Raw genomic sequence first — 20,319 nt, 5'->3', positions numbered from 1 at the left:
GTTGTTATTGCGACGTAACACGTAGCGATAATACAGCCAGTCGCCTTTTTGTTGCAATAGGTACTCTTGATACCTAAAATATAGTGACGTGTTAAGTATTGCAAATCTTGCTTGGCGAGCTCCCTAGAGCCTGCCCCTACCTTATTAGCTGCTGTGCGTCATACCCCTGCATTAGGTATTCACTCTTTGCAGCGTCGTAGGAGTTTAAAAATGCAATCCACATCAGAAGCAGTATCCACCGCGGGTCCGGCAAGCAACGAATGCAAGCCATCGGAGCCTGGTGCTCCCGCGGCTACGATCGGTCTGGAAGTGTGGAACCAGGTACAAGAAACGCATCCGGACTTAACAAAGTCTTTCAACAAAGGTGGCTTTCAGGGCACCGCCGTATCACCGACCTATCAAGCCATGAGGGCTACCCAGATTTTTGGGCCACATGGGCTTGGATGGGGAACTGAACTCATCAGTGAAAGTTACGTTGAGGGTGGCCCGTTGGGCTTTGATAAAGACGGCCGCATGCTCGGTCGCGAAATCATTCACAAGGTCTACCTTGAGCTCTGGTACATCTACGGAGGCAAACGCGGTTCGATCAAGCAGTTCGGCGCAACTACCTTCCTCTCCCGGGATGCCTACGGGACCATCTCGAGTGACGAAGACCACGCAAAGAAAAGCATTACTGACGCTACGTCAAAATGCCTTTCGTTGTTGGGGTTCAGTGCCGATGTCTACATGGGCAAATTCGACGACCATAAATACGTCGCTGGCCTAAAGGCAAAAATGGAAGCCGCGGGCAACCCGGCTACCGGTATGACATCGACGGAAAACCCTACGTCTAGTGCCCCTCAGCCGCAGCAGAACGAATCAGGCCCGTCTCCAACTGGATCGGATTATTCCCAGCGTTATCTGAGTTACAAGGCCCGTTTTAAAGAGCTTCAAGATAACAACCAACAGGTAAAGGACATTCCGGGTGTGCGTGCACAGATCCAACAGGATCCCGCACTTACCAAGATGGAGATCCAAACGCTGTTGCAATCGCCATTGCTGCGGATTGCTGACGCATCGCAGGAACCAGCTCAGGCTGGGGCCGGTGAGAACGCAGCATCTAAGAGCATTTTTTTATAACCCCCACAACCCGGTCACCTTTTGGTGGTCGGGTTTTTTTATGCGCAGCTAAAGGTTGTCCTCGATGAGCATGGAAAAGATTTTACGATCGAAAATCGGAGGGTCATTAGACACCCTGGCCCTGAGTGCAATGGGTGCAGGTGGGATATTGACCTCTCCGTATTTTGGATCGGTCCCCTCCAGCATGCCGCTCGCGTTGGGGGCGGCAGGCGGTGCCTACATCGGCAACAGGTTGTTCCAGTTTTGGAAGGACCAGCTACTACTCGATTCCAAAATCAACATCAGGTCAGCGACTGATCTGGTGCGACCGGATGGAATGCTGGTGGGTTACACGACCGACACGGGCAGTCCGGTACACATCCCAGATGAAGACCTGATGCGTCACGGTTTTATCCTGGGCCAGTCCGGTGTGGGGAAGACCGTGCTGGGCAAATTGTTGATGTTCCAGCAGATCCAGCGTGGCGGGGGCCTGACGTTTATCGACGGCAAAATGAATGCCGAAGACATTCAGACCATCTATCAGTACTGCTGCTGGGCTGGGCGTGAACAAGACCTGCTCATTCTCAATCCGGGTAACCCCGATATGAGCAACTCATACAACCCCATTCTCAGGGGCGATCCCGATGAAGTCGCTGCACGGATTTTGTCGATCATCCCATCGACGGAAAACAACCCGGGTGCAGACCACTATAAGCAGTCGGCGAACCAAGGCATCGCGACGTTAGTTGCTGCATTTCAAGCTGCGGGTCTTGCCTACAACTTTATCGATTTCACGATCCTGCTGATGAACCACAAAGCGATCGAGGAGCTCGAGACCCGCCTGAAGAAATCTCAGCCTCACAACCCGGCCACCAAAAATCTTTCACTGTTCCTCGAACAATACAAGGTTGGCGGCATGAACAAGCCGGGCCTCGAAAACATGGTCGACATTAAACGGATGAAGGAAACATTCGGTGGTCTTGCCGGCCGGATGTACATGTTCGGCACCGGCAAATTCGGTGAGGTATTGAACACCTATACCCCCGACATCGACCTATTCGAAGCCATCCGAGCGAAGAAGATCATCTACGTCGCTCTACCCACCATGGGTAAGAACGAAGCAGCGTCCAACTTCGGCAAGATGTTTCTCGGGGACTTCCGAACAGCGATTTCCTGGGTGCAGGCATTGCCGGAAGAGGAGCGTCCGAATCCCCCGCACTTGAACTTCATGGATGAGCTCGGCAGTTACGCCGTTCATTCGTTGGCACGGCCTTTTGAGCAAGGTCGATCCGCGCAAATGGCCTTGCTTCCCGCTGCCCAGACGCTGGCCAACCTTGATGTTGTGTCACCTGACTTCAAGGAGATGATCATCGGTAACACGTGGACCAAGATTTTTTTCAAGATCGGGACCCAGGCCACCGCCGTAGAGTGCGCCGACCTGATCGGTATGAAAATTGGGATTACCAAATCGCTCAGTGGCACGCAGAACGAGAGCAGCAGCACTCCACTTCTGAATGTGACACCGGAGGGCGGCACAGGCGCCGCCGCCGGCATCTCCGAAGGCGAGCGCGAGCAGGAAGAATACAAGGTCAGCCCCGACGACCTGAAGGCTCTCGGCAAAGGCGAATGCATCATCCAGTACGGCGGCGACCAGATCTTCAACGTCCGGGTACCGATGATCACCATCGATAAAAAGCTACAAAAAGAGATTGGCCGTATCCGCATCAACCATTTCCGGAAAGCGCCTGTTGAAGGCGCGGACTACTTCAAAAACAGCGACAAATACCTCGGTGGTAGCGGAAAGCCTACTGGCGGTCGCAAAGCCGTAAAGGAGCTAGCAGATGAATAACGAAAACCCGATGGCAGACGTGGCCACCGGCGGGCATGTGCTCGTCCTTGATGAGCGAAGCACCGGTCAGGAACAGCTGATCGCCGGTATGCTGGGCAAACAGATCTCAGCAGGTGGCGCGGTGATTGTTTTGGGCTCCTCGATTGAAGAGCCAATGCTCGCGACTTTGCTCAACGCATGCAATGAGGTCGGTCGCGAGGCCGATCTGTTGGTGGTCAACCCTGCCAAACCTGCAACCAGCCACACCTACAACCCTGTGCTTTACAGCTCTCCCGCGAATATCGCCAGCCAGGTGATGAACTTCATCGCTAACCAGGACGACTTAGCCGACACGAACGACGCCGGCACGGCCTGGCTGCTGGAGGCGATTATTGCGTGTCTTCAGCTCGGCAATATCCCCTACTCGTTCCTTGATCTCGGGATGTTCGTCATGAAGCCCGACGCCATAGCCGCCCTAGGAGGCTTCATTGGCGAGGCGCACCCCGGTTCCGAGGAGTTGCGAGCGCTGGAAGCAGCGCTACTGAGCTTCCGTGATGCTGAGGGCAATATTTGCCCATCCCTGCTGAAAGCGCAGTACTCAGGGCTTGCCGGGAGCATGTGCATGCTCGGCACCGGCCGGATGGGGGAAATATTCAATAGCTACAAGCCTGATCTGGTTCTTCATGAGGCGATCGCATCCGGAAAGGTCATCTACCTTGCCGCTCCCTACATCGGCCGGGGGGCCGCGGCCTCAAATCTCCGTCGAATCGTGATCGCGAACTTGGCTGACGCAGTTGGCCGGCTTGCTGATCGTGAGCCGGCTCCAAAAGTGCCCGCTCTTGCGGTGTTCACCGATGCGGGTGGCTGTAACGACCCATGCGTTGAGCGCTTGTTGGCGGCTGAAAGCGAACGGTTTCTGAGGGTTTGGATCTCGTCGCCCTCGTTGGACGACCTTGGCCGGGAGTCGATTGACCTTCGCGAAGTCTGCCTTAGCCGGGCTCGGAGCCTTGTTTTTTTCAGACCTAACACCGAGGCCACTGCACAGTTGTACCTGAAGTTTTTGAATCAGGACGGCGGCGCCGGAACGGGGGCAATGGCCGAGCGGATGTTGGCGTTCAGTGCCACGCAATACGTCGCTGTGACAGATGGCAGCCATGTGCAATGGGGCGATGCACGTGCAGCACAATCGGAGACCAAGTGGTCAGCGGCCGAGCTGCCCCGCCCTCAGCGCTTCTTCCACGACCCCCTGACTGGGGCGGACCAATTTACCCAGACTGTGCCAGTTTGAGGGCTCTCGAATGAATGATCTAACTATGCAGCACAACGGGGTTGAGGAAGCGGACTATGAGTACGGACCTGAAGTTCATACTGGCGATGGTAGCGATATTTCTGATCCTGGGGATGTTCGTAACTGGCTTGAGAGCTTTGATAGCGCCAATATTTTCGAAGGTCTTGACGCCTTCGATTTTGGCGACAGCCTCAACGATGCTCAAGTGGATTTTCTGGGTGGTGACGAAGCTGTGGTCGAGCCACGTCCTTTTGCTCAAGAACTTGCTCTCACCGCACTCAATAATCTACCGAACCTTGGATCGCAAAGACGAACAGTAAAAGAAGAGACCCTGCGTCGCCTGGACGAAGAGGACTTCGAAGCTGGTGTTCCGCGGCTGGCGTTCCGTATCGTCAAAGCAAACGTAGAGGCGCTCTTTGCCAAAAAAATGAAGCCTGACGACTACGCGAAGGCGGCTCAATGGGTCTTTGGCCCAACCCTGGGTGAGTGGTCATTCGACCGATGCTGCGAAGTCCTGGGGGCGCGAAAAGACGTTATCAGGTTGCGTATTCACTATGAGTTCTGGCGCCGCTGGTACGTCTTCCCTGTGGAGTTCCCGTTCTTGATTGATCCGGTTCCAGAAGCGGTTGCTGATGAGATCTACATCATGAGCGGTGATGAAGGCTACGATCTGGCCCGGGCGGCGTGGAATCAGCCGGGAATTCGATCGAAGGATTTGATGGTACAAGCCTCGAAGGGACAGAGCACGGAAAAATACCGCGTTGCACTGGAGCGTCTTGCTGATCGCTACATGCTGTCTCAGCAAAATGACTGTTGGTACCTCACCGGCCGTAACCCTGCCCTGCGAGCGGTCGACATGGCGATAATTCCTAATCGACCTTCGACCAACCAGGTGTCATGGTCGAATATGTTTTGACGTTGTGATTGCCAGGCCTCCTCGAGGGGGTCTGGCCCGCGTTTTTAACCCCTACCCTTCTTCGCTGTTCCCCGCCAGGTCCGCAGTTTTCCGTCGTCGACATGGATGAAGCCTGCATCCGGATAGACGCCGACGCCGCCACCCTGAAGATACAGTGCCAGTTGCTTCAGATACTCCACCGGTACGCCCTGAACATACAGATCACAAGCCCCGCCACGCAGGTGAGCGGAGTCGCGAACGCCACCGGCATCCTCGTTGGTTTTTTCGCTGCGATAACCGGATGTAACGATGATCGGGAGGTGAATCCCGTGCATTGCGAACCAGCCCTGGATCCCGCAGAGGATGTCCAACAGCGTATGACTCATCTGCACCGCGGTACCGGTATGAACGTCACGCAGAATGCGGCATACACGCTCGTAACCGGACCACTGTAGGTGGCCGTTTTGGTGGTAGATCTCGTTTACCTCTTCCCACACCCCTCGGCGCACTTCGCGCTTCAACCATAGGCGCCTTGGCTGATCCCAGAACGTGCTGGTGCTCGCGGAGGCGGGTTGTATGCCGGTGGATAAAAGGCCGAGGGAGTAGAGAAGTAGCTGTCTTCGGTTCACGTGGGTCGAGCCTAGCGCGGTGATGGGATCATGATACCAGCGGTGTAATGGTATGTGTACGTGTTATGAATTAAACTGTTGGCACAAAAAAGCCCGGGGGTTAGCCGGGCTGTAGGGGGTTATTTGGAGAGTCCTCGCATTGCTTTGAGTTGATCGTTTAAGTCCCCTACCCTGTTGGGTGGGTTGAAGATTCCTGTCTTGGCTTCAAAAGCTGCCAAAACGGGCATCAGTTTTTCCAGTGCGGCATAGCCTGGCTTGTCAGGGTCAAGTGCCATGAGCACGTTTCTATCGGCCATCATTTGAAACCAGTTTGCTTCCCAGTTTTCGCATCCTGGGAGGGCGAAGATAGTTCTTTTTGATCCCATCTCAACAGCGGAAAGCATGTCGATCGGGCCTTCAACAATCATGAACTCGTCAGGTGTTTGCCCTTCCCAGATCCATGGAGACTTGCCACCGTAACGCATGGCTTTCTTCTCCCCTTCTTTGGGTTCACGCATCAGTCTGAATTCCGCTGCGCAGTGAGACTGCGAACGAAACCACAGTGGCCTGAATGCACAGGCTGGCGCCTTTTTATCTGGTTTCCAGAGTCCCGCTCTTTCCATCAGTTCCTGTCCCGCCACTTCAGTCAAAAATGCTTTTGCTTGAAATGGGTCGTTGGGGATGGTGATTAGAATGCCTCGCTCGCAAGCCTCACGTGCAACACGTTCCGATATGCCTCGGCCACCCAGATACTCCAAAGCTGGCTTTGAAGGATACGGTGCAGCTTCAGCAACTTTTTGTAGAACAAGCGCCAAGGCGCTGTCGTCGCGTTGAATCGCAGTTTCGGGTTTAGGCGGCATGTAATGCTTCAGCATGTCGATATCGGCCCTCATCAGCTCAAGGCCAGCTTCCCGGTGGGTTTTACCCCAGTAGAAGGCAGCAGCTTCCACGACATCACCATGCTCCCCACAACTGAAGCACTTCCAGCTGTCGTCTTTTACGCAAACTTTGACCGAGTGAACGGACGAAGCCTGGCAGCTTGGGTTTGGACAAACACCGTACCGGATGGCACCGCTCATTGGTTTGGGTTTTCCATCGAGCATGTGCTCGAAGAACCAGTTGAGAGGCACGTGAGTACGGACATAATTGAAGTCGACTTCGTAAACGTTGCCATTGGCATCGCGTTTGAAGTGGTCTTGATTACCTGCCATTACTGGTTCTCCAGATGAAATCTTGATGCTAGGGAATGCTTTACGTCGGCCTGTAATCTTCAGCTCGCAAGGGCAGCTAGCAGCATCGTTTCGTCCCAGACCGGGATGCCGAGATTCTGTGCTGCTTCAAGTTTTGATCCGGCGGACTCGCCGGCAACGACGACACTGGTTTTGCTGGATACTGAGCCGGATACCTTGCCGCCGGCATCTTCGACCAGCGCCTTGGCCTGCTCGCGGTTCAAGGTGGGAAATGTACCGGTCAGAACGAAGACTTTGCCCGACAGGGAACTCCCGGTGGTTTTCAGCGAATCCTGCGGAGAAGTGATCGCGGCGAGGCGATCGGCTTCGAGACCCAGGGAGTCATCGGCAAAGAACCGCTGAATGTTTGCAGTGGTGTCGGGGCCGACGTCGGGGGTTTGAATTAGTTCGTCATAGGTGGCAACCCTAAACCGCGACCAGGCGCCAAATTGTTTGGCCAAGGCTTTGCTCGTCGCCTCCCCCACACCTTCGATACCCAGCGAGTAGATGAACCGCGCCAAATCCGGCTGCATTGAGGCGACGATGCTCTTCGTCAACTTTGCCGCGGAAACACGCCCAAAGCCTGGCAGGGAGACCACATCAGTAGCCTGAAGAGTAAACAGGTCAGATGGCATGCTTATCAGCTGAGCCTCGATCAGGGCAGTGATCGACTTATCTCCCAGACCATCGATATTCATGCCCAGCTTGGAAGCGAAGTGGCATAGCTTGCCCAGCTTCTGTGCGGGACACTTCAGGCCGCCGGGGCAGTATGAGCCCACCATGCCGGGCTGGCGCTCGAGGCGGGAGTCGCAGGATGGGCAGTTGAGGGGCATGACAAAGCATTGCAGGGATTCGTCAGCAGAAGATGGCACGACTCGGACCACCTCTGGCACCACATCGCCCGCCCGGCGGACAATGACAGTGCTTCCGAACTTCACACCTTTTGCGTTGACCTGGTCCGCATTGTGAAGTGATGCGCTTGAGACCATTACGCCCCCAACCCGGACCGGGTCAATTTTGGCCACGGGGGTCGCGGCGCCGGTCCGGCCAATCTGTACGACAATATCCCGAACGGTGGAAATGGCCTCTTCTGCTGGGTATTTGTAGGCGATCGCGAACCGAGGCGTGCGGTTAGTCCAGCCAAGCTCTTGTTGGCCATGTAAAGCGTTGACCTTGAACACCACTCCATCGATGTCAAAAGGGAGCGCTGCCCTGCCCTCGCCGACGCGCTCAAAAAAGCTTTCCACTCCAGCCCGACCCCGCACTACTGCGGTCTCTGGGGCAATTGCAAACCCCAAATTCAGCAGGCCTTGAATCAGCTCCCATTGAGTGGTGGCGTTGAACGGTGTTTCTCCGTTCAGTTCCGAAGCGCCATAGGCATAAAAGCTCAGGCGGCGAGAGGCTGTGATTTTCGGGTCCAGTTGCCGCATGCTGCCGGCCGCCCCGTTACGCGTGTTGGCCAAAGGCTTCTCTCCGCGGCCCAACAACTGTTCGTTGACCAGCTCGAAGTCACTTTTCCGCATTACCACTTCACCACGGACTTCCAGGTCTATCGGAATTGGCAGTCGAAGAGGCAGGTTCCGGATGGTCCGCGCCTGAGATGTCACGTTTTCACCGGTAAAGCCGTCACCCCGGGTGGCGGCACGGAAAAGGACGCCGCCGATGTACCTGGCAGCGAGCGCAAGCCCGTCGTACTTCAATTCGCCGGTGAGTTCCAGAGCCTCTGGCTCGACGCCAAGGCCTGCTGCCGCCGCGGTGACGAATGCCATGGCTTCGGTATCGTCCATTGCATCTTTGAGCGAAAGCATGGGCTGGTCATGGGGAGCCGGCTCGAATCCATCAAGGATCGCACCCCCTACTCTCTGGGTCGGGGAGTCAAGCGTGACCAGGTGCGGATGTTGAGCCTCAAGGTCTTGTAGCTCACGAAAAAGAAGGTCGTACGCCCCATCGGTGATCTGGGGCGCATCGTTCGTATGGTACTGGTCCGCGTGGGCGGTTACAGCCGTGCGCAGCTGCTGGATTCGTTGTTCAACAGGAAGAAGAGCAGACATGGTTTTCTCGCTGACAGGACGGATGTACTCATCATAATAAATCAAACAGTATTATGCGCACGTGTTGTGATTTATTATCTTGCTACAGCCAGTCCTCCTCAGGTCGCCGCCATGTTTTCAAACCTACACCTTTATCGGATCACCGAGCCATGGACCCTCTCGCCGACGGAGCTGGCCAAGAAGCTTGAGAAGAAGGCGTTCAAGCCTTGCACTGAAAAAATGATTCGCTCAAGTGGCTGGATTGCCCCCCGGGCTGGCGGTGGACTGGTATACGAGGTGCAGAAGCAGTATTTGATCGCGGTGTGCTTCGAAGAAAAAAAGGTTCCTGAGCCTGTTTTGCAACGGCTGACGATCAAAAAGGCCGCAAAGATCGAGGCCGACAAGGGCTACAAGCCCAGCCGCAAACAGATGAAGGAACTCAAGGAAGAAGCACTCATTGAACTGCTACCCAGGGCATTCGAGCACCAGGTAACTATTCAGATATGGGTGAATGCTGCTGCCGGGCTGATTGCGATCGACACTGGAACCCCCGCTAAAGCCGACGATGTGATGACATTGCTTCAGGAGGTCATCGCAATTCCGGCGTCGTTAATCCGCACCAGCATGGACCCCGGATCTGCAATGGCCACCTGGTTGATGAACAACGAGGCGCCTGATGAGTTCACCGTCGACAGAGAGGTGTATCTGCAAGGACTCGACATCGAAAAATCCAAGGTCCATTACGCACAGCTCAGCCTCGAGCGCGATGAAGTGCGGCAACACATTCTTGAGGGGCGCCGCCCCACAAAACTCGCGATGACCTGGGATGAACGGGTAGCGTTTTTTCTGACCGACAAATCGCAGGTCAAGAAAATTACTTTCCTGGATAGCGTCAAGGGCGAGATACCCGACGAGGAAGATGAGGAAGCGGCATTTTCCGCAATGTTCTTGGTCTACACCGCACAGCTGACAAAACTGGTGCCGTCGTTGCTTGAGGCGTTGGGCGGAGAGGAGGCAAGCGAAGGTTAACGAAGGCGTGTTGATTGTAAGAGCGTGATGCGCATTACCGGTTACTAGGCATACGCAAGGCTTAGCACACACTCCGGGAGAATGACCATGAAACTGACTTTTGACACTGCCGTATTCCAACGTAAAGCCCAGTCCCTCAGCCTGAAGCTGAACCTGAAATCCCAGGCTGTAATGAAGCAGGCCAAGCTGATTGGCGAACTTGTTTTTCTGTTGGGGAAAGCCTGCTATTTGAAAATGTTCCACGCTCAGATCGTGACTACGACCACCGTCGATGTTGATGGGTTTATGAACGTGTACGAGCTGGAAGGTGTTCCGAGTGTGACCGCTGGTTTGGTCCGCTTGAATTACCGCCAGACCGTTAATGGGTACGTCAAAGCTCGTAGCAGTGTGCTTGTAACCGATGCTCAATGGGATCGTCTGAGCCGGCGAGCTGCGTTTGGCGCTGGTAGACTGGCTCAGATTGTTTAACGATGTACAAAACCCGGACACAGTGTCCGGGTTTTTTTTTCGCCTTTCGATTGACCTACCAGTAAAGGCCCTGCGCCTTCACAGCTATGAGGGGGTGTAAGCACCGCGGGATCCACGAAGTAGACGGTGGCAAGGTGTACCGTAAGCGCCACAGCGCAGAGTAGGAATTGTCTCAACGATTGCACAAAAAACAGGAGTTCAAGAGTTACCACAAACAGAACCGTTCCCCCGCCTACGGAGATTTTGTCCAGCACCCAGGCGGTGTTTGTTAGAACTGAGTGAGACACGTCGCTGGCCACGGTGCTGGATGGTGCATAGGTGATTTGGAAATAGATCAGCACTATGTCAATGCAGACGATGGCCAACACGGGCAACAGGAGTATCACAGCTAATGCCCAATGCCGGTTTACAGGCGGGGTTGGATGCTCGGCGACCAGGGGCTCATTCATCACAGTACTCCTCGTCCTCTTCTCCCTCTCCGTAGAGGTCGCGATAAGCCTCAGCTACAGCTTCGCTGGATGCCCTACTGAGTTCACTTAAGTCCTGTTTGTCGAAGCCTGACGCGATAAGCAAGATGTCCGCATCAAAACTCGACAATGTTGCGCAGATCGCGTGAATTTTGCAGGCGAAGCCGTAGTTCCATGCTTCAAATACCTGGGCGTTCCAGGTGATTGATTTGGAAACCTCTTCAGCAACGTCGCCGGCGTTAACCCATGCACCGTCCCGGTAGATGCAACCGTCGCGAGCAATGCTCATCAGCTCGCCAGATGTAGCACCTTTTTTGAATTTTGCGCAGGTGAGTTCACGCCAGGTGCTCAGGTTGAGACCCAGCCCGTGGAGCCACTCGTGGTCCTCTTTGGTTAGCAGATTTTGCATTTTGTTGTCGTCCAAAAAAATGCCTCACAAGGAGGCATTAAAGTCAGGATTGATTAGTTCTATCGAGTGCGAACAATCAAACAACTGTTCAGCCTACAAAGTTACTCAGTTGCTATTTAGGCAGCTGCCGCTGACTCACATTCAACCCCGCACAACGTCAAGTCGCCTTTTGCTGGAACCTTGAGCAGGCTTCGGATCAACCGTTCCTTGCGAGCGTTGAATTTGTTTTCGTAGTTCAGGTGCGTAAATCCGAATCCAGCCGAAGCAAATACTACTAACACTGCTGCACCTAAAGCCCCAATTACCCACCCGATATAAAGCTGGGCCGGGTTTGTGGTGATAGCAGTGGTGAACCCTTCTGGATCAGAGCAAGCAAAGCCAAATGCCCATGTCATCAGCGCCAATGGCGTGATGTGGATTGCTTGGGTCATTGCGCTCCAGATGATGTAGATGAGGTTTACAAACTGCGCGAGGTACAGTCGTCTGTCCTGTTGAACAGCTTTGTCGATCTGGCTGAGTTCATTTTCACTTAGGGAACCGACAGTTACGCCATTAATGATGACTTCCCATTTGTACTTATCGGACATAGCACTGTTCCTTTCGGTATGAGTTTCACGAACGGTATTTCGGAATGCCCTACTGCGTAGGGCATAAGGCCAAAGTTACTGAACCGATCCTGGTGCGTTTCGCTGGCGAATCTGTGCCAGCTTGTTCTCTGCCATTTTTGCGATCGTTGGTTGGCCACGAAGGCGTATCGTGTCCAATGCCAACTGGGCAGAGATGTTGCCGGTCACCGAGGTGTACGTCGCATCGGGTGAACAACCAGTGTCGAGGACTGACTCGGCCTCGGCGCTTGCAACAACGAACGTTGGAACCGCCTCAACCTTGAACGCCTTGAACAGCTCAGGGTTGACCTCCCAAGGAACGCCCGCTTTGTTCACGTCCAATGCGGCTTGTTTGGTCTGCATCATGGAGCCGTTGACGAAGCCGCGGACCACCAGCACAGCACCCGTTTCTTTAGCCTGGCGGGTGAGATCCATGAGGATGTCCTTCGGCATCGAGAACGAGACGAAGATGATGAAGTCACTCTGGCCGGGCTTAGCTTTCGATTCGTTTTTCGCGTTGTTATAACGCGCAACAACGTCGTCCAGCGTCTCCGTCTTGGTCGGCGGCGGAGCGTTGATCACCGGCACGGTAGTTTTGAAGGTCCCTGCTTTCACGGGATCGATCTTGCCACCCAGGGTGGCGGCCCTTGCCGCTGACTGCTCGCCCATCAGCTTTTGCAGCTCTGCATCGGACGGCATTGCCAGCGATTGGGCGCCGACGCCCAGGCTCATAACGCTAGTTGCCAAGAGTAACGCCGCCGCAGCAGTCGCGTTTACGGAAAATGCCATAGCCAAAGTCCTTGTAACCGGGAATTGGAAACTCTGTATTCGATTCGGTCAGAATGGTGGAGCGCCCAATGGGGCCACAGCATTTGCCATCGATCTTTGCTGTTTCGGGTTTTGGGTACAGACGTGTGAACTTGTACTGGCGCTTGTCCATGATGATCTGTGGGTAATAGCCACACATGGCACCGCTGCCCATTGCTGCCCACTGCGTTCCCGCCGCGTGCAATTTGGCGAGGATTCGGGTCGTCTGTAACCGGGCGGTCTGCTCCATGCTCAAATGCGCTTCGTTATGACCGGTCAGGGGGTACATGTGGCCGTACGAGCCGGCAGCCCAGAAGATGGTCGAGAGCGGGAACCCTGCCGCCGCTGCCACCGCGTCGGCGGACATTGCCCCGATCGCTACCATGCTGCCGAACGGGAAGGCATACGGTGTGAGGATCCCGGCGAGCTCGTCATCGTTATGCGTGGGGTCGGCAAACGAGACCCAAGGGACGTCCATGCCGCGCTGGTCCATGCAGGTGTCATCCAGAATCGCCCCCATCACATACATGGCAGGGTTGAGGTAAAAGTTGACCTGCATGAACGAGTCGCGAGTGCTGGAGATGCCGCCACCCTGATCATCGGAAATTTGCCCGAATGCGTCCGAGTTCACACCGACGTTTACCCGGACACCGCCGAGCAGCGGAAAGCAACCAGGTACCGTGGTGACGTCCGTCATCATGTCGAATTCCCAGAATGACGTTGGGATCCCCACCTTGGGCGGGTTGCCGCAAAAGCAGAACGGACTTGAGCCGCCGCCGCTGTCAAAGTCTTCCTGGCCATCCGAAACCAGGTTGGTCGAGCCGAAAAGCTTGATCGGAAACATGCAGGACCAGCAGACGTCAGTGATGAGATTTGGAAACTTGCCGGTACAGATCTCGTCGGCGTTGACGCTGAGAGAGCTGAGAAGCCCGGTGATCAAGAAGCCAAAAGCCATAAAAGTCTTTTTCATAGCTTGAGCTCCTCGATCTGGAGTTGCCGGCCCTGCTGGGTGATCACGGCTGGCACACGCTCAATGCCGAACTTCTTGGTCAGGATGCCCCGCTGGTCGAAGTAGACCGGGCGCCCCCACTCGCGATTCAGCTTCAGAAAGGACCCCGCCACGAGTATTACCTTGTCCCGTGGGTGCTCATCGGTGCGCTTCTTGGCGTAGGCGAGTTGTTTGGGGTCGCGGCCGTCAATAAAGATGATTGCTTTGCTCAGTGAGATGTAATCGAGCGGGTTGATCTTGGTACCGGCCGGGACCAGCACGTTACCGAGATGGTCTTTAACGGTCTCGGCATAGGTGTAGGTCGGGTCGTACATGCGAATTTGCGGTTCGACCACCTCTTCGATTCCGGCGAGGGGTTTGGGGTTTTCTAGCCCGGACAGCTGCTGGTCCCGGTAGTTGTTCCAGTATTTCGACAGGTCCCCTTTCTTCTCCATGTCACCCAACCGACCTTTGATCATGTCGATTGCATCCTGCTCTTGGACATCCCAGGTGTTGCCATATTGGCCCAGCTGTTCAGCATGCAGGTTGAATGAGGTGAGATAGAGAGCGGGAACGAAGGCAATGGCACAAAGGCGGCGTAGCTTCATCGCAACTCCAGATAGGTTCGCCCGTGGGCGTCCCAAGGTGAGATCTGAGGTGTCCAAAAACAACGTGGCCATCGAGATGGCCACGAGAGGATCAAGTGCTGGGTTCCGGCTTATGCGCCACCCTTCAGCCACGACTCCAGGCGTTCAAGCGTGCCCAATCCCGGCATCTTTCGACCGTCTTCGCTGAACATGGTTGGGGTGCCGTTGACGCCGAGGCTTTCTGCCAGGCCGATGTTGCGTTCGATGGGGTTGGCGCATTTGGACGGTGCCGGCATGACGCCTTTCATCATAGTGTCCCAGGCGGCGGCGCGGTCTGCTTCAGGCAAGCACCAGATGGATTCGGCTTTCGCCTTGGCCTGAGGGTGCAGCGACTCGATCGGGAACATGAAGGTGTAGATCGTCACGTTGTCGAGCTGGGTGAAGACCTTGTTCTCGAGGTCGTGGCAGTAAGGGCAGTCGGGGTCGGTAAACAGGTAGATTTTGCGGGAGCCATCGCCCTTAACGCGGGTAAATGCGTCGGCGAGCGGGAACTTGGTCACATCAACCTTTTCCGCCGCTGCTCGTTTTGGGGCGGTCAGGTCCTGCCGGGTTTGCATGTCGTACAGGCTTCCGAACATCAGGTAGCGGCCTTCGGCGTCCGTGTAGGCGATGTTTTTGCCCATGGTGATTTCGAAAATACCGGCCAGAGGTGCTTTGACGACGCTGGTAAAGTTGGTTGCGGGATACTTCTGACGCAGACCGTTGAGAACGGCCAGGGTTTCGAGGTCGGCCGGTGCTGGCGCCGCCGCGGCAACCGGAGCTGCTGGGGTTGCTGGAGCGGCGACTTGTGGTGCAGCGGTCGGGGCAACCTGGGCAACGGTGGTCGTAGCGACGGCGGCGGCTGGCGCTTGGGTTGGGGCGGCTTCGTCAGCGAAAACAGCCAGCGAACAGCTGGCGAGGGCGATTGCGAGTGCAAGCTTCTTCATCGAGTACCTCAGATTTGAATTGGTCTGTTACAGGATTATGCGTACGTGTGATGCCATACTAACAATACGAATAACACAAGACAATACGCAGCCAGTATTATTTACAATTCTGATCTGGGTTCGAGGAGCCTAAACACACACTACTTAGGGTGAGCACCTATGGCTGAACCCAGATCAGCAGTTGCCCAATCGGTTTCACCGCGCAAAGAAAAACCCCCGCACCAGAATTGGTGACGGGGGTGTGAATAGCGTTAAACCGTCGACGGGCGAATGTTCGTGAGATTCTGAGGGTCGATTGGAATGCCGTAGTTCGAGGCGTCAGTGAAGACACCGCTTTTGGAATCGATGAAGCTCAGGTCATCGACCACCCAGCGCTGGTTAGGTCCATCCAGCAGACAGCAGCGAGTGCCGGCTGGAACATGAACCTCATGCTTGGTACGGCCGACGCAGAAGGAAACGGTAACGGCATTGATGGTGTTGCCCAGTTGGGTGTACGGGGTCCGGTTGGATTTCATGTCAAATTTTTTCCTGAAAGTTGGTGCCAAACCACTCTTGCGAAAGTGATTGGTGACGTGGTGCGTCGGCATTAGTAAGTGAACAGGTTTCCGCTTGAGCCATGCCCGTTGTTGAACTGGGTGCCGCGGGGTACCTCGAACCAGCTGTATCCATTCCAAACTTCAAGGTTGTCGCCGGACACGCGGGCTTTGAAGTAGCGTTCGCCAAGGGCGGTTGGGTGAGTGGCATAAATGCCCGCGCCCTTCTCCAGGTGCTTAAGTATTTTGTTGCGCATTTCTGCTGCGCTGTGTTGGGTCGACATGTGGATTGTCCAATTGAAAGGCTGGTTGATGCGTCGTCAGGTCCGGCCTGAAGTACGCGTTGACTTGCCAACGGATATGAAAATCAAGCGGCTGTAATTTCTGGGCGAAAAAAAGCCCGGGCTGTGCCGGGCGTGTGGATCGGTTTGTGTCAGGCTTGCTGCTGGTAGCAGCCAGTCACTTTTGCGCGGCTGCGTTCCTGGTAGTAGTTGATGCGATCGTTGAAGGGGTGGTGTTTGAGTTCCGTAGAGCTGAAACCTGAACAGGTCCGAACGAGCTCAAGTGTGTCACCGGTGGAAAGCTCCCACAGAAAGATCGTCGTCGCATTTGCATGAATGGCGGCCTTCCTTGTGATCTGAGCGTTGTTCATCAGTCTGGACGCGGCGATGATTGGGTGCATTCACACACCTCACTCGCCAAACACGTTGCTTGTTGCCGCATGGGTCGCGTCCAGAAACGACGGGGTGCCACCGAAACAGGTAAGGCCGACAGAGTCCTTCGGAGCGATCTGCCAGTGCCCTGTGTTAGAGGGGTCCAGTTTGAGCGAGAACTCGATCTGAAAATTCATCTCGCCGAGGTGATTTTTGTAAATGGCTTCAGGTGTTATATCGGCAGACAGATCCGTCCAGTATTCGCCGTTGTGCACGCGGGTCGAGCGCCAGCCCTGGTTGTTCATCTGGTCGACCAATCGTGTGAATGCCGCCTTGTGAGGCGATGTCCAGTCGATGAAGTCCTGTACCTGGTCAAGCTCAGTACCGAAGTTGACGGTCTCGCAGAGATCGCCAATTTCATCAGCGGACAGGGGCAGAACAGCTCCGCTGTCAGTTGCGATCTCGATAAACTCGGTTAAGCCAGGTCGGTTGCTGAGCAGCGCTTGCTGATAGTGACGTAGTGCGGCGAGGATGGTTGCTTGCTCACGGTTTTCGACCAGCAAAACAGTTTGAGCTTGAACAGTTTTCGGGTTGGTCATGGTGCGTCTCCTGAGGGTTAGCAGGTCTTGCGTGGACCTGGTATTCGGAGATGTCGCGCACCAAACGATAAGGATGAGCCATGGCACGTGTCCTACTGACACGTGCACCCTTCAGCGCTATGAAAAAAGGTTTCCAAGGAAGCCTTTCCATACGAACTGTCCAACCAATTTCACACAGATTAGGCCGATGATTATTTCGGCACCGAGAGCGGCCACAATTTCGATGGTCCCCATTGGGTCCGCGGGCGTGAAAGGAACCACAACCCCGGTAATGCTTTTGGCGTAGTAGAGAAATGCGGCCGCAACCGCCAGCAACAGTAAGGCTCTCAGCCTCCCGATTTTGATCCCGTACCTGCTTGACGTTGGCAAAATTCCGATAAAGGTACCGACCCACCAATCGCCACAAATTTCGTGACCGGCGGGCCCGCCAACCAAAAGGCCAATAACCGTGGTAAGAACGTAATAGAGAACCACGAAGGCAAGCATTGCCAAATAGGGTGAGCCCCCTTGAGGCTCAGAAAATTTGTCGGAATAGAAAAGCTTCATGTGATGATCCTCATGTAGAAAAGGCGACGGGTTGGGAATACCGGTACGTGTTATTTCGGATTCTGCCTTTTCTTTTTCTTTTTGAATACTGAGAGAATCTATTTGACGCTTCCTAGGATTGGTGTGAGCGGTTTTGTGGTGGGTGCCGTGGGGGGAATCCAGGCTTAAACCCCGTATAGCCTGTATAAATGGCGCAGGGACTGGATGCGCGAGTGAGAAAATATTTTATAGATGCGTGTTGCATCAGCCATAAATTCTGTGTTTAATAGGCCCCAAGCAGGCGGAAACGCCTCAAACGACCCAATCTCCTGAAAGGCTGGGAAATCAACCGAAAGGTTGAACTTGCGACCACAAGGCCCGCTACATGTAGTGGGCCTTGTGGTTTCTGGCGTTTGAGAAAAACAGTTGGCCCGGACTGAATTTGGTATGCGTACCTGTTATGCTTCAAATTCAGCACAGCCGGCAATCGACCATGCTTTTACCTGCTTACCTTCCCTCGGCTGTGCCGGTAGCCACTACCCTGCCCGGTCTACCCCATACGGTTTCTACAAATCAGTTGCTGCCGGTACAGGGCGCTGCTGTTCACCGGTGCTGCGGTCAGTATTCCGCTTATCAATCTCGAAGAACTCACGCATGAAGCTAAGCAAACTTGCTGTCGGGCTTTCGGCCCTTGTAATGCTGTCGGCTGGCGCAGCCGAAGCTCGCGGTTTGATGGATTTCATCAAGCTGCCCAATGCCCAGGAAGAAAAGGGCAGCTACCGTTCGGGGACTATCGGCCAGAGCGAGGCGCTCGCGCTCTACTCCAGTCAGCAGAAACAGGCCTCATTCGACGGTTGTGCCGATCTGTTCCCGGCCGCCAGGCCGATCAACGTGGCCAGCGTGCCCGCGGCCATGAAGCCAATGGCACTGTGCTCCGATAGCTTCGCCGTTGTTTACTCGCAAACGAGTAAGACGCCACTGGTTGTGGTCGAGCGGCTTGATGCTGCGCAGCTACGAGATGCCAAGGGTGAAGAACGGACTAACCAATTCTACCCTGACCCTCGTATCCCCAAGAATGGCCGGGCGGAGCTGAGCGATTACCGCGGCACAGGGCTGGATCGAGGGCATCAAAGCCCAGCTGGAGACGCACCAGATCACCGCTCAATGGCTCAGTCTTTTGCGCTGTCGAATATGGTCGCGCAGAACTCCAGCAATAACAGAACGGCCTGGTCGAAATTAGAATCCGACGTGCGCAAGTTCGCCCAGCGTGCTGGTGGTAGTGTCTATGTGTTCACAGGCCCGCTCTTCGACCCTGGGTACACGACTATCGGCGATAACAAGGTCTGGGTCCCGACGCGCTTGTTCAAGCTGGTTTACGACGCTTCGTCTAAACGTGCCTGGGCGTACGTGCTCCCGAATGCTGAAACTCGGGTTGAACGGCCGATGGACTACGCCACCTTCGTAAAAACCACCGGGCTCAACTTGCTGGGGGATCTGCCGGTCACCGGTTCGGCCGGGAGATCGTGATCTTCGGGGATGGGCTGGCTTGAGGGAGTGGCCGTTTGGGGGCGCCGATCGCCCCCTTCACCCGAATTGCGTAGCCAAACCGCCTAGCTGATCGTGAACACCCGCTTGGATTTTCCGTAAATGCAGATTTTTTCCATCGTACTGTTGAGATGCGCCAGCTCGACGACGTGTGCCAGCTTGCTCATACTGGCCACTTTATGAATAACGCCCGCGTGCTGGTGTCTTCTTATCTCCGCAGACGTGCAGGCACTGTATGCGCGTTGCAGAATGCCGTTTTTGCGCAAAAGCTCGGTTTTCTCAGGTGAAATGAGGGTAATTAATTCCTCAATTTTTCTGATTTTTTCAACCAGGTGGGCAAGAGCGTTGGCTTCGTTGAGTACCCCGAAGCGTTTCCATGCCGGTTCATGATGGAACAACCTGTTCCGGAACTCCCTGACGGTTGTCACCAGGTCTTTCAGGTACGTGAGTGTCGTCGACGCTTGTTGCGACGGCCAAGGCCCAGTGAAAACCTTACCGAGATTCTTTGGCCAGATAAGATTGTTCCCCATGAACTCGGCATCAAGGATGAACTCCCAGGTGGAGAATTCTGTTTTTGAAACGACTTCGTGGTGCAGCGGCGTATGACGGTTTCGGTTGTGTCGGACTCTTGCTTCCCTGATCACCGCCCCGGCAGCAGTATCAAAATTCCCGTAGAGAAAATTAACCGGATAGGGAGCATTGGTGTTGGGAACAAATGATTTGTAGTGGAGTTTCGTCTTTTTCCACCAAAATCGGCCCAAATCTCCCGTAAGCGCCGCGTCGATCGCATTGCGAAGCGTCACTTCCGCGGAGCTAACGAGTGGATACAATGCCGCACACACGCTCAAGTTCCACAGGTAGACGCCCATCAACTCAAGGTCGTTCCGGGTATTAAAGACCCGTGCATAGCTGCCGATGCGGTGGTTGGTTATCAGGCCGTCGATAAGGACTGGACGATAGATCAAGCTTTTGGGCATTCTGGTCCCTTAGGAATTTCCTATACCTGCTGTGGGTTGACACGTGCGTCAACCATGAATATCCTGATGCCTAAGGTTGGTGTGGGGCTCCAATGGGCTTGCCTACGACCCTTCACAAAGACCTACGAAACATCCGCACCGGCCTAGAGCCGGTGTTTTCGTTTC

Annotated in this window: 23 protein-coding genes; 7 read left to right on the top strand and 16 right to left on the bottom strand. The window is 54.9% G+C overall.

The features are described 5' to 3' along the window. Window positions 1-210 precede the first annotated feature (210 nt). The 4 genes from AC3IX1_RS30170 to AC3IX1_RS30155 all read left to right on the top strand — a co-directional run bounded on the left by AC3IX1_RS30170 (window position 211) and on the right by AC3IX1_RS30155 (window position 5,130). On the top strand, window positions 211-1,119 hold the full coding sequence (locus tag AC3IX1_RS30170) for a hypothetical protein (RefSeq protein WP_102599486.1): 909 nt from the start codon (window positions 211-213) through the stop codon (window positions 1,117-1,119). 64 nt (window positions 1,120-1,183) lie between these two features. Further along, window positions 1,184-2,947, top strand: coding sequence for a type IV secretory system conjugative DNA transfer family protein (locus AC3IX1_RS30165; RefSeq protein ID WP_102599487.1), 1,764 nt, complete (start codon window positions 1,184-1,186; stop codon window positions 2,945-2,947). Beyond that, window positions 2,940-4,214 carry a type IV secretory system conjugative DNA transfer family protein gene (locus AC3IX1_RS30160; RefSeq protein WP_102599488.1) on the top strand — a complete coding sequence of 425 codons (1,275 nt, stop codon included), beginning with the start codon at window positions 2,940-2,942 and terminating at the stop codon, window positions 4,212-4,214. The genes AC3IX1_RS30165 and AC3IX1_RS30160 overlap by 8 nt, the downstream gene beginning before the upstream one ends. Window positions 4,215-4,224: 10 nt before the next feature. Further along, a complete protein-coding gene (locus AC3IX1_RS30155; RefSeq protein ID WP_102599489.1) occupies window positions 4,225-5,130 on the top strand; it encodes a hypothetical protein in 906 nt (301 codons plus the stop codon). 44 nt (window positions 5,131-5,174) lie between these two features. On the opposite strand, the gene AC3IX1_RS30150 is transcribed toward AC3IX1_RS30155, so the two are convergent. The 3 genes from AC3IX1_RS30150 to ligA form a co-directional block, all read right to left on the bottom strand. Then, the gene (locus AC3IX1_RS30150) at window positions 5,175-5,630 is read right to left on the bottom strand and encodes a YcbK family protein (protein WP_256580145.1); all 456 of its coding nucleotides are present in this window, start codon (window positions 5,628-5,630) and stop codon (window positions 5,175-5,177) included. Window positions 5,631-5,857: 227 nt separating this feature from the next. Continuing rightward, window positions 5,858-6,928 (bottom strand): toprim domain-containing protein, encoded by a 1,071-nt coding sequence (locus AC3IX1_RS30145; RefSeq protein WP_102599491.1) that lies wholly within the window; start codon window positions 6,926-6,928, stop codon window positions 5,858-5,860. Window positions 6,929-6,987: 59 nt separating this feature from the next. After that, window positions 6,988-8,997, bottom strand: coding sequence for an NAD-dependent DNA ligase LigA (gene ligA / locus AC3IX1_RS30140; RefSeq protein ID WP_102599492.1), 2,010 nt, complete (start codon window positions 8,995-8,997; stop codon window positions 6,988-6,990). A 111-nt stretch (window positions 8,998-9,108) separates the two neighbouring features. On the opposite strand from ligA, the gene AC3IX1_RS30135 reads away from it, so the two are divergent. Both AC3IX1_RS30135 and AC3IX1_RS30130 read left to right on the top strand, forming a co-directional pair. Next, window positions 9,109-10,005, top strand: a complete 897-nt coding sequence (locus AC3IX1_RS30135) for a recombination-associated protein RdgC (protein ID WP_102599493.1) — start codon at window positions 9,109-9,111, stop codon at window positions 10,003-10,005. 87 nt (window positions 10,006-10,092) lie between these two features. Then, window positions 10,093-10,473, top strand: coding sequence for a hypothetical protein (locus tag AC3IX1_RS30130; RefSeq protein WP_102599494.1), 381 nt, complete (start codon window positions 10,093-10,095; stop codon window positions 10,471-10,473). On the opposite strand, the gene AC3IX1_RS30125 is transcribed toward AC3IX1_RS30130, so the two are convergent. The 12 genes from AC3IX1_RS30125 to AC3IX1_RS30070 form a co-directional block, all read right to left on the bottom strand. Then, window positions 10,470-10,922, bottom strand: a complete 453-nt coding sequence (locus AC3IX1_RS30125) for a hypothetical protein (RefSeq protein ID WP_102599495.1) — start codon at window positions 10,920-10,922, stop codon at window positions 10,470-10,472. The genes AC3IX1_RS30130 and AC3IX1_RS30125 overlap by 4 nt on opposite strands. Further along, the gene (locus AC3IX1_RS30120) at window positions 10,915-11,364 is read right to left on the bottom strand and encodes a hypothetical protein (protein ID WP_146013509.1); all 450 of its coding nucleotides are present in this window, start codon (window positions 11,362-11,364) and stop codon (window positions 10,915-10,917) included. Before AC3IX1_RS30120 ends, AC3IX1_RS30125 begins: the two co-directional genes overlap by 8 nt. A gap of 101 nt (window positions 11,365-11,465) precedes the next feature. After that, entirely contained in the window at window positions 11,466-11,936 is a 471-nt protein-coding gene (locus AC3IX1_RS30115; protein ID WP_102599497.1) for a hypothetical protein, read from the bottom strand. Window positions 11,937-12,011: 75 nt separating this feature from the next. Continuing rightward, window positions 12,012-12,743, bottom strand: coding sequence for a type-F conjugative transfer system pilin assembly protein TrbC (trbC, locus tag AC3IX1_RS30110; protein ID WP_256580146.1), 732 nt, complete (start codon window positions 12,741-12,743; stop codon window positions 12,012-12,014). Then, window positions 12,691-13,731, bottom strand: a complete 1,041-nt coding sequence (locus AC3IX1_RS30105) for a TraU family protein (RefSeq protein ID WP_102599498.1) — start codon at window positions 13,729-13,731, stop codon at window positions 12,691-12,693. Before AC3IX1_RS30105 ends, trbC begins: the two co-directional genes overlap by 53 nt. Beyond that, a complete protein-coding gene (gene traW, locus AC3IX1_RS30100; RefSeq protein WP_102599499.1) occupies window positions 13,728-14,357 on the bottom strand; it encodes a type-F conjugative transfer system protein TraW in 630 nt (209 codons plus the stop codon). The genes AC3IX1_RS30105 and traW overlap by 4 nt, the downstream gene beginning before the upstream one ends. Before the next feature lie 110 nt (window positions 14,358-14,467). Beyond that, on the bottom strand, window positions 14,468-15,322 hold the full coding sequence (locus AC3IX1_RS30095) for a DsbC family protein (protein ID WP_102599500.1): 855 nt from the start codon (window positions 15,320-15,322) through the stop codon (window positions 14,468-14,470). Window positions 15,323-15,573: 251 nt separating this feature from the next. Continuing rightward, window positions 15,574-15,837: a hypothetical protein gene (locus tag AC3IX1_RS30090; protein ID WP_102599501.1), complete on the bottom strand. Its 264-nt coding sequence runs from the start codon at window positions 15,835-15,837 to the stop codon at window positions 15,574-15,576. 71 nt (window positions 15,838-15,908) lie between these two features. After that, the gene (locus tag AC3IX1_RS30085) at window positions 15,909-16,139 is read right to left on the bottom strand and encodes a hypothetical protein (RefSeq protein ID WP_102599502.1); all 231 of its coding nucleotides are present in this window, start codon (window positions 16,137-16,139) and stop codon (window positions 15,909-15,911) included. A gap of 149 nt (window positions 16,140-16,288) precedes the next feature. Next, window positions 16,289-16,537 (bottom strand): hypothetical protein, encoded by a 249-nt coding sequence (locus AC3IX1_RS30080; protein WP_102599503.1) that lies wholly within the window; start codon window positions 16,535-16,537, stop codon window positions 16,289-16,291. Between the two features lie 9 nt (window positions 16,538-16,546). Beyond that, complete coding sequence (locus AC3IX1_RS30075; RefSeq protein ID WP_102599504.1) at window positions 16,547-17,107, bottom strand: hypothetical protein; 561 nt, start codon at window positions 17,105-17,107, stop codon at window positions 16,547-16,549. 117 nt (window positions 17,108-17,224) lie between these two features. After that, on the bottom strand, window positions 17,225-17,653 hold the full coding sequence (locus AC3IX1_RS30070) for a hypothetical protein (RefSeq protein WP_102599505.1): 429 nt from the start codon (window positions 17,651-17,653) through the stop codon (window positions 17,225-17,227). 633 nt (window positions 17,654-18,286) lie between these two features. On the opposite strand from AC3IX1_RS30070, the gene AC3IX1_RS30065 reads away from it, so the two are divergent. Beyond that, window positions 18,287-19,159, top strand: a complete 873-nt coding sequence (locus AC3IX1_RS30065; protein WP_102599506.1) for a DNA/RNA non-specific endonuclease — start codon at window positions 18,287-18,289, stop codon at window positions 19,157-19,159. A gap of 83 nt (window positions 19,160-19,242) precedes the next feature. On the opposite strand, the gene AC3IX1_RS30060 is transcribed toward AC3IX1_RS30065, so the two are convergent. Continuing rightward, window positions 19,243-20,154 (bottom strand): CAAX protease, encoded by a 912-nt coding sequence (locus AC3IX1_RS30060; protein ID WP_102599507.1) that lies wholly within the window; start codon window positions 20,152-20,154, stop codon window positions 19,243-19,245. Window positions 20,155-20,319 lie beyond the last annotated feature (165 nt).

The organism is Pseudomonas sp. KH_046_2, assembly GCF_057838985.1.
This window is presented reverse-complemented; position numbering and strand designations above follow the sequence as displayed.

What these genes read in the sequence shown, in the direction of transcription:
- AC3IX1_RS30170 (WP_102599486.1), top strand. Translation starts at nt 211, where the DNA reads ATGCAATCCACATCAGAAGCAGTATCCACCGCGGGTCCGGCAAGCAAC.
- AC3IX1_RS30165 (WP_102599487.1), top strand. Translation starts at nt 1,184, where the DNA reads ATGAGCATGGAAAAGATTTTACGATCGAAAATCGGAGGGTCATTAGAC.
- AC3IX1_RS30160 (WP_102599488.1), top strand. Translation starts at nt 2,940, where the DNA reads ATGAATAACGAAAACCCGATGGCAGACGTGGCCACCGGCGGGCATGTG.
- AC3IX1_RS30155 (WP_102599489.1), top strand. Translation starts at nt 4,225, where the DNA reads ATGAATGATCTAACTATGCAGCACAACGGGGTTGAGGAAGCGGACTAT.
- AC3IX1_RS30145 (WP_102599491.1), bottom strand. Translation starts at nt 6,928, where the DNA reads ATGGCAGGTAATCAAGACCACTTCAAACGCGATGCCAATGGCAACGTT.
- ligA (WP_102599492.1), bottom strand. Translation starts at nt 8,997, where the DNA reads ATGTCTGCTCTTCTTCCTGTTGAACAACGAATCCAGCAGCTGCGCACG.
- AC3IX1_RS30135 (WP_102599493.1), top strand. Translation starts at nt 9,109, where the DNA reads ATGTTTTCAAACCTACACCTTTATCGGATCACCGAGCCATGGACCCTC.
- AC3IX1_RS30130 (WP_102599494.1), top strand. Translation starts at nt 10,093, where the DNA reads ATGAAACTGACTTTTGACACTGCCGTATTCCAACGTAAAGCCCAGTCC.
- AC3IX1_RS30125 (WP_102599495.1), bottom strand. Translation starts at nt 10,922, where the DNA reads ATGAATGAGCCCCTGGTCGCCGAGCATCCAACCCCGCCTGTAAACCGG.
- AC3IX1_RS30115 (WP_102599497.1), bottom strand. Translation starts at nt 11,936, where the DNA reads ATGTCCGATAAGTACAAATGGGAAGTCATCATTAATGGCGTAACTGTC.
- trbC (WP_256580146.1), bottom strand. Translation starts at nt 12,743, where the DNA reads ATGGCATTTTCCGTAAACGCGACTGCTGCGGCGGCGTTACTCTTGGCA.
- AC3IX1_RS30105 (WP_102599498.1), bottom strand. Translation starts at nt 13,731, where the DNA reads ATGAAAAAGACTTTTATGGCTTTTGGCTTCTTGATCACCGGGCTTCTC.
- traW (WP_102599499.1), bottom strand. Translation starts at nt 14,357, where the DNA reads ATGAAGCTACGCCGCCTTTGTGCCATTGCCTTCGTTCCCGCTCTCTAT.
- AC3IX1_RS30095 (WP_102599500.1), bottom strand. Translation starts at nt 15,322, where the DNA reads ATGAAGAAGCTTGCACTCGCAATCGCCCTCGCCAGCTGTTCGCTGGCT.
- AC3IX1_RS30090 (WP_102599501.1), bottom strand. Translation starts at nt 15,837, where the DNA reads ATGAAATCCAACCGGACCCCGTACACCCAACTGGGCAACACCATCAAT.
- AC3IX1_RS30085 (WP_102599502.1), bottom strand. Translation starts at nt 16,139, where the DNA reads ATGTCGACCCAACACAGCGCAGCAGAAATGCGCAACAAAATACTTAAG.
- AC3IX1_RS30080 (WP_102599503.1), bottom strand. Translation starts at nt 16,537, where the DNA reads ATGCACCCAATCATCGCCGCGTCCAGACTGATGAACAACGCTCAGATC.
- AC3IX1_RS30075 (WP_102599504.1), bottom strand. Translation starts at nt 17,107, where the DNA reads ATGACCAACCCGAAAACTGTTCAAGCTCAAACTGTTTTGCTGGTCGAA.
- AC3IX1_RS30070 (WP_102599505.1), bottom strand. Translation starts at nt 17,653, where the DNA reads ATGAAGCTTTTCTATTCCGACAAATTTTCTGAGCCTCAAGGGGGCTCA.
- AC3IX1_RS30065 (WP_102599506.1), top strand. Translation starts at nt 18,287, where the DNA reads ATGAAGCTAAGCAAACTTGCTGTCGGGCTTTCGGCCCTTGTAATGCTG.
- AC3IX1_RS30060 (WP_102599507.1), bottom strand. Translation starts at nt 20,154, where the DNA reads ATGCCCAAAAGCTTGATCTATCGTCCAGTCCTTATCGACGGCCTGATA.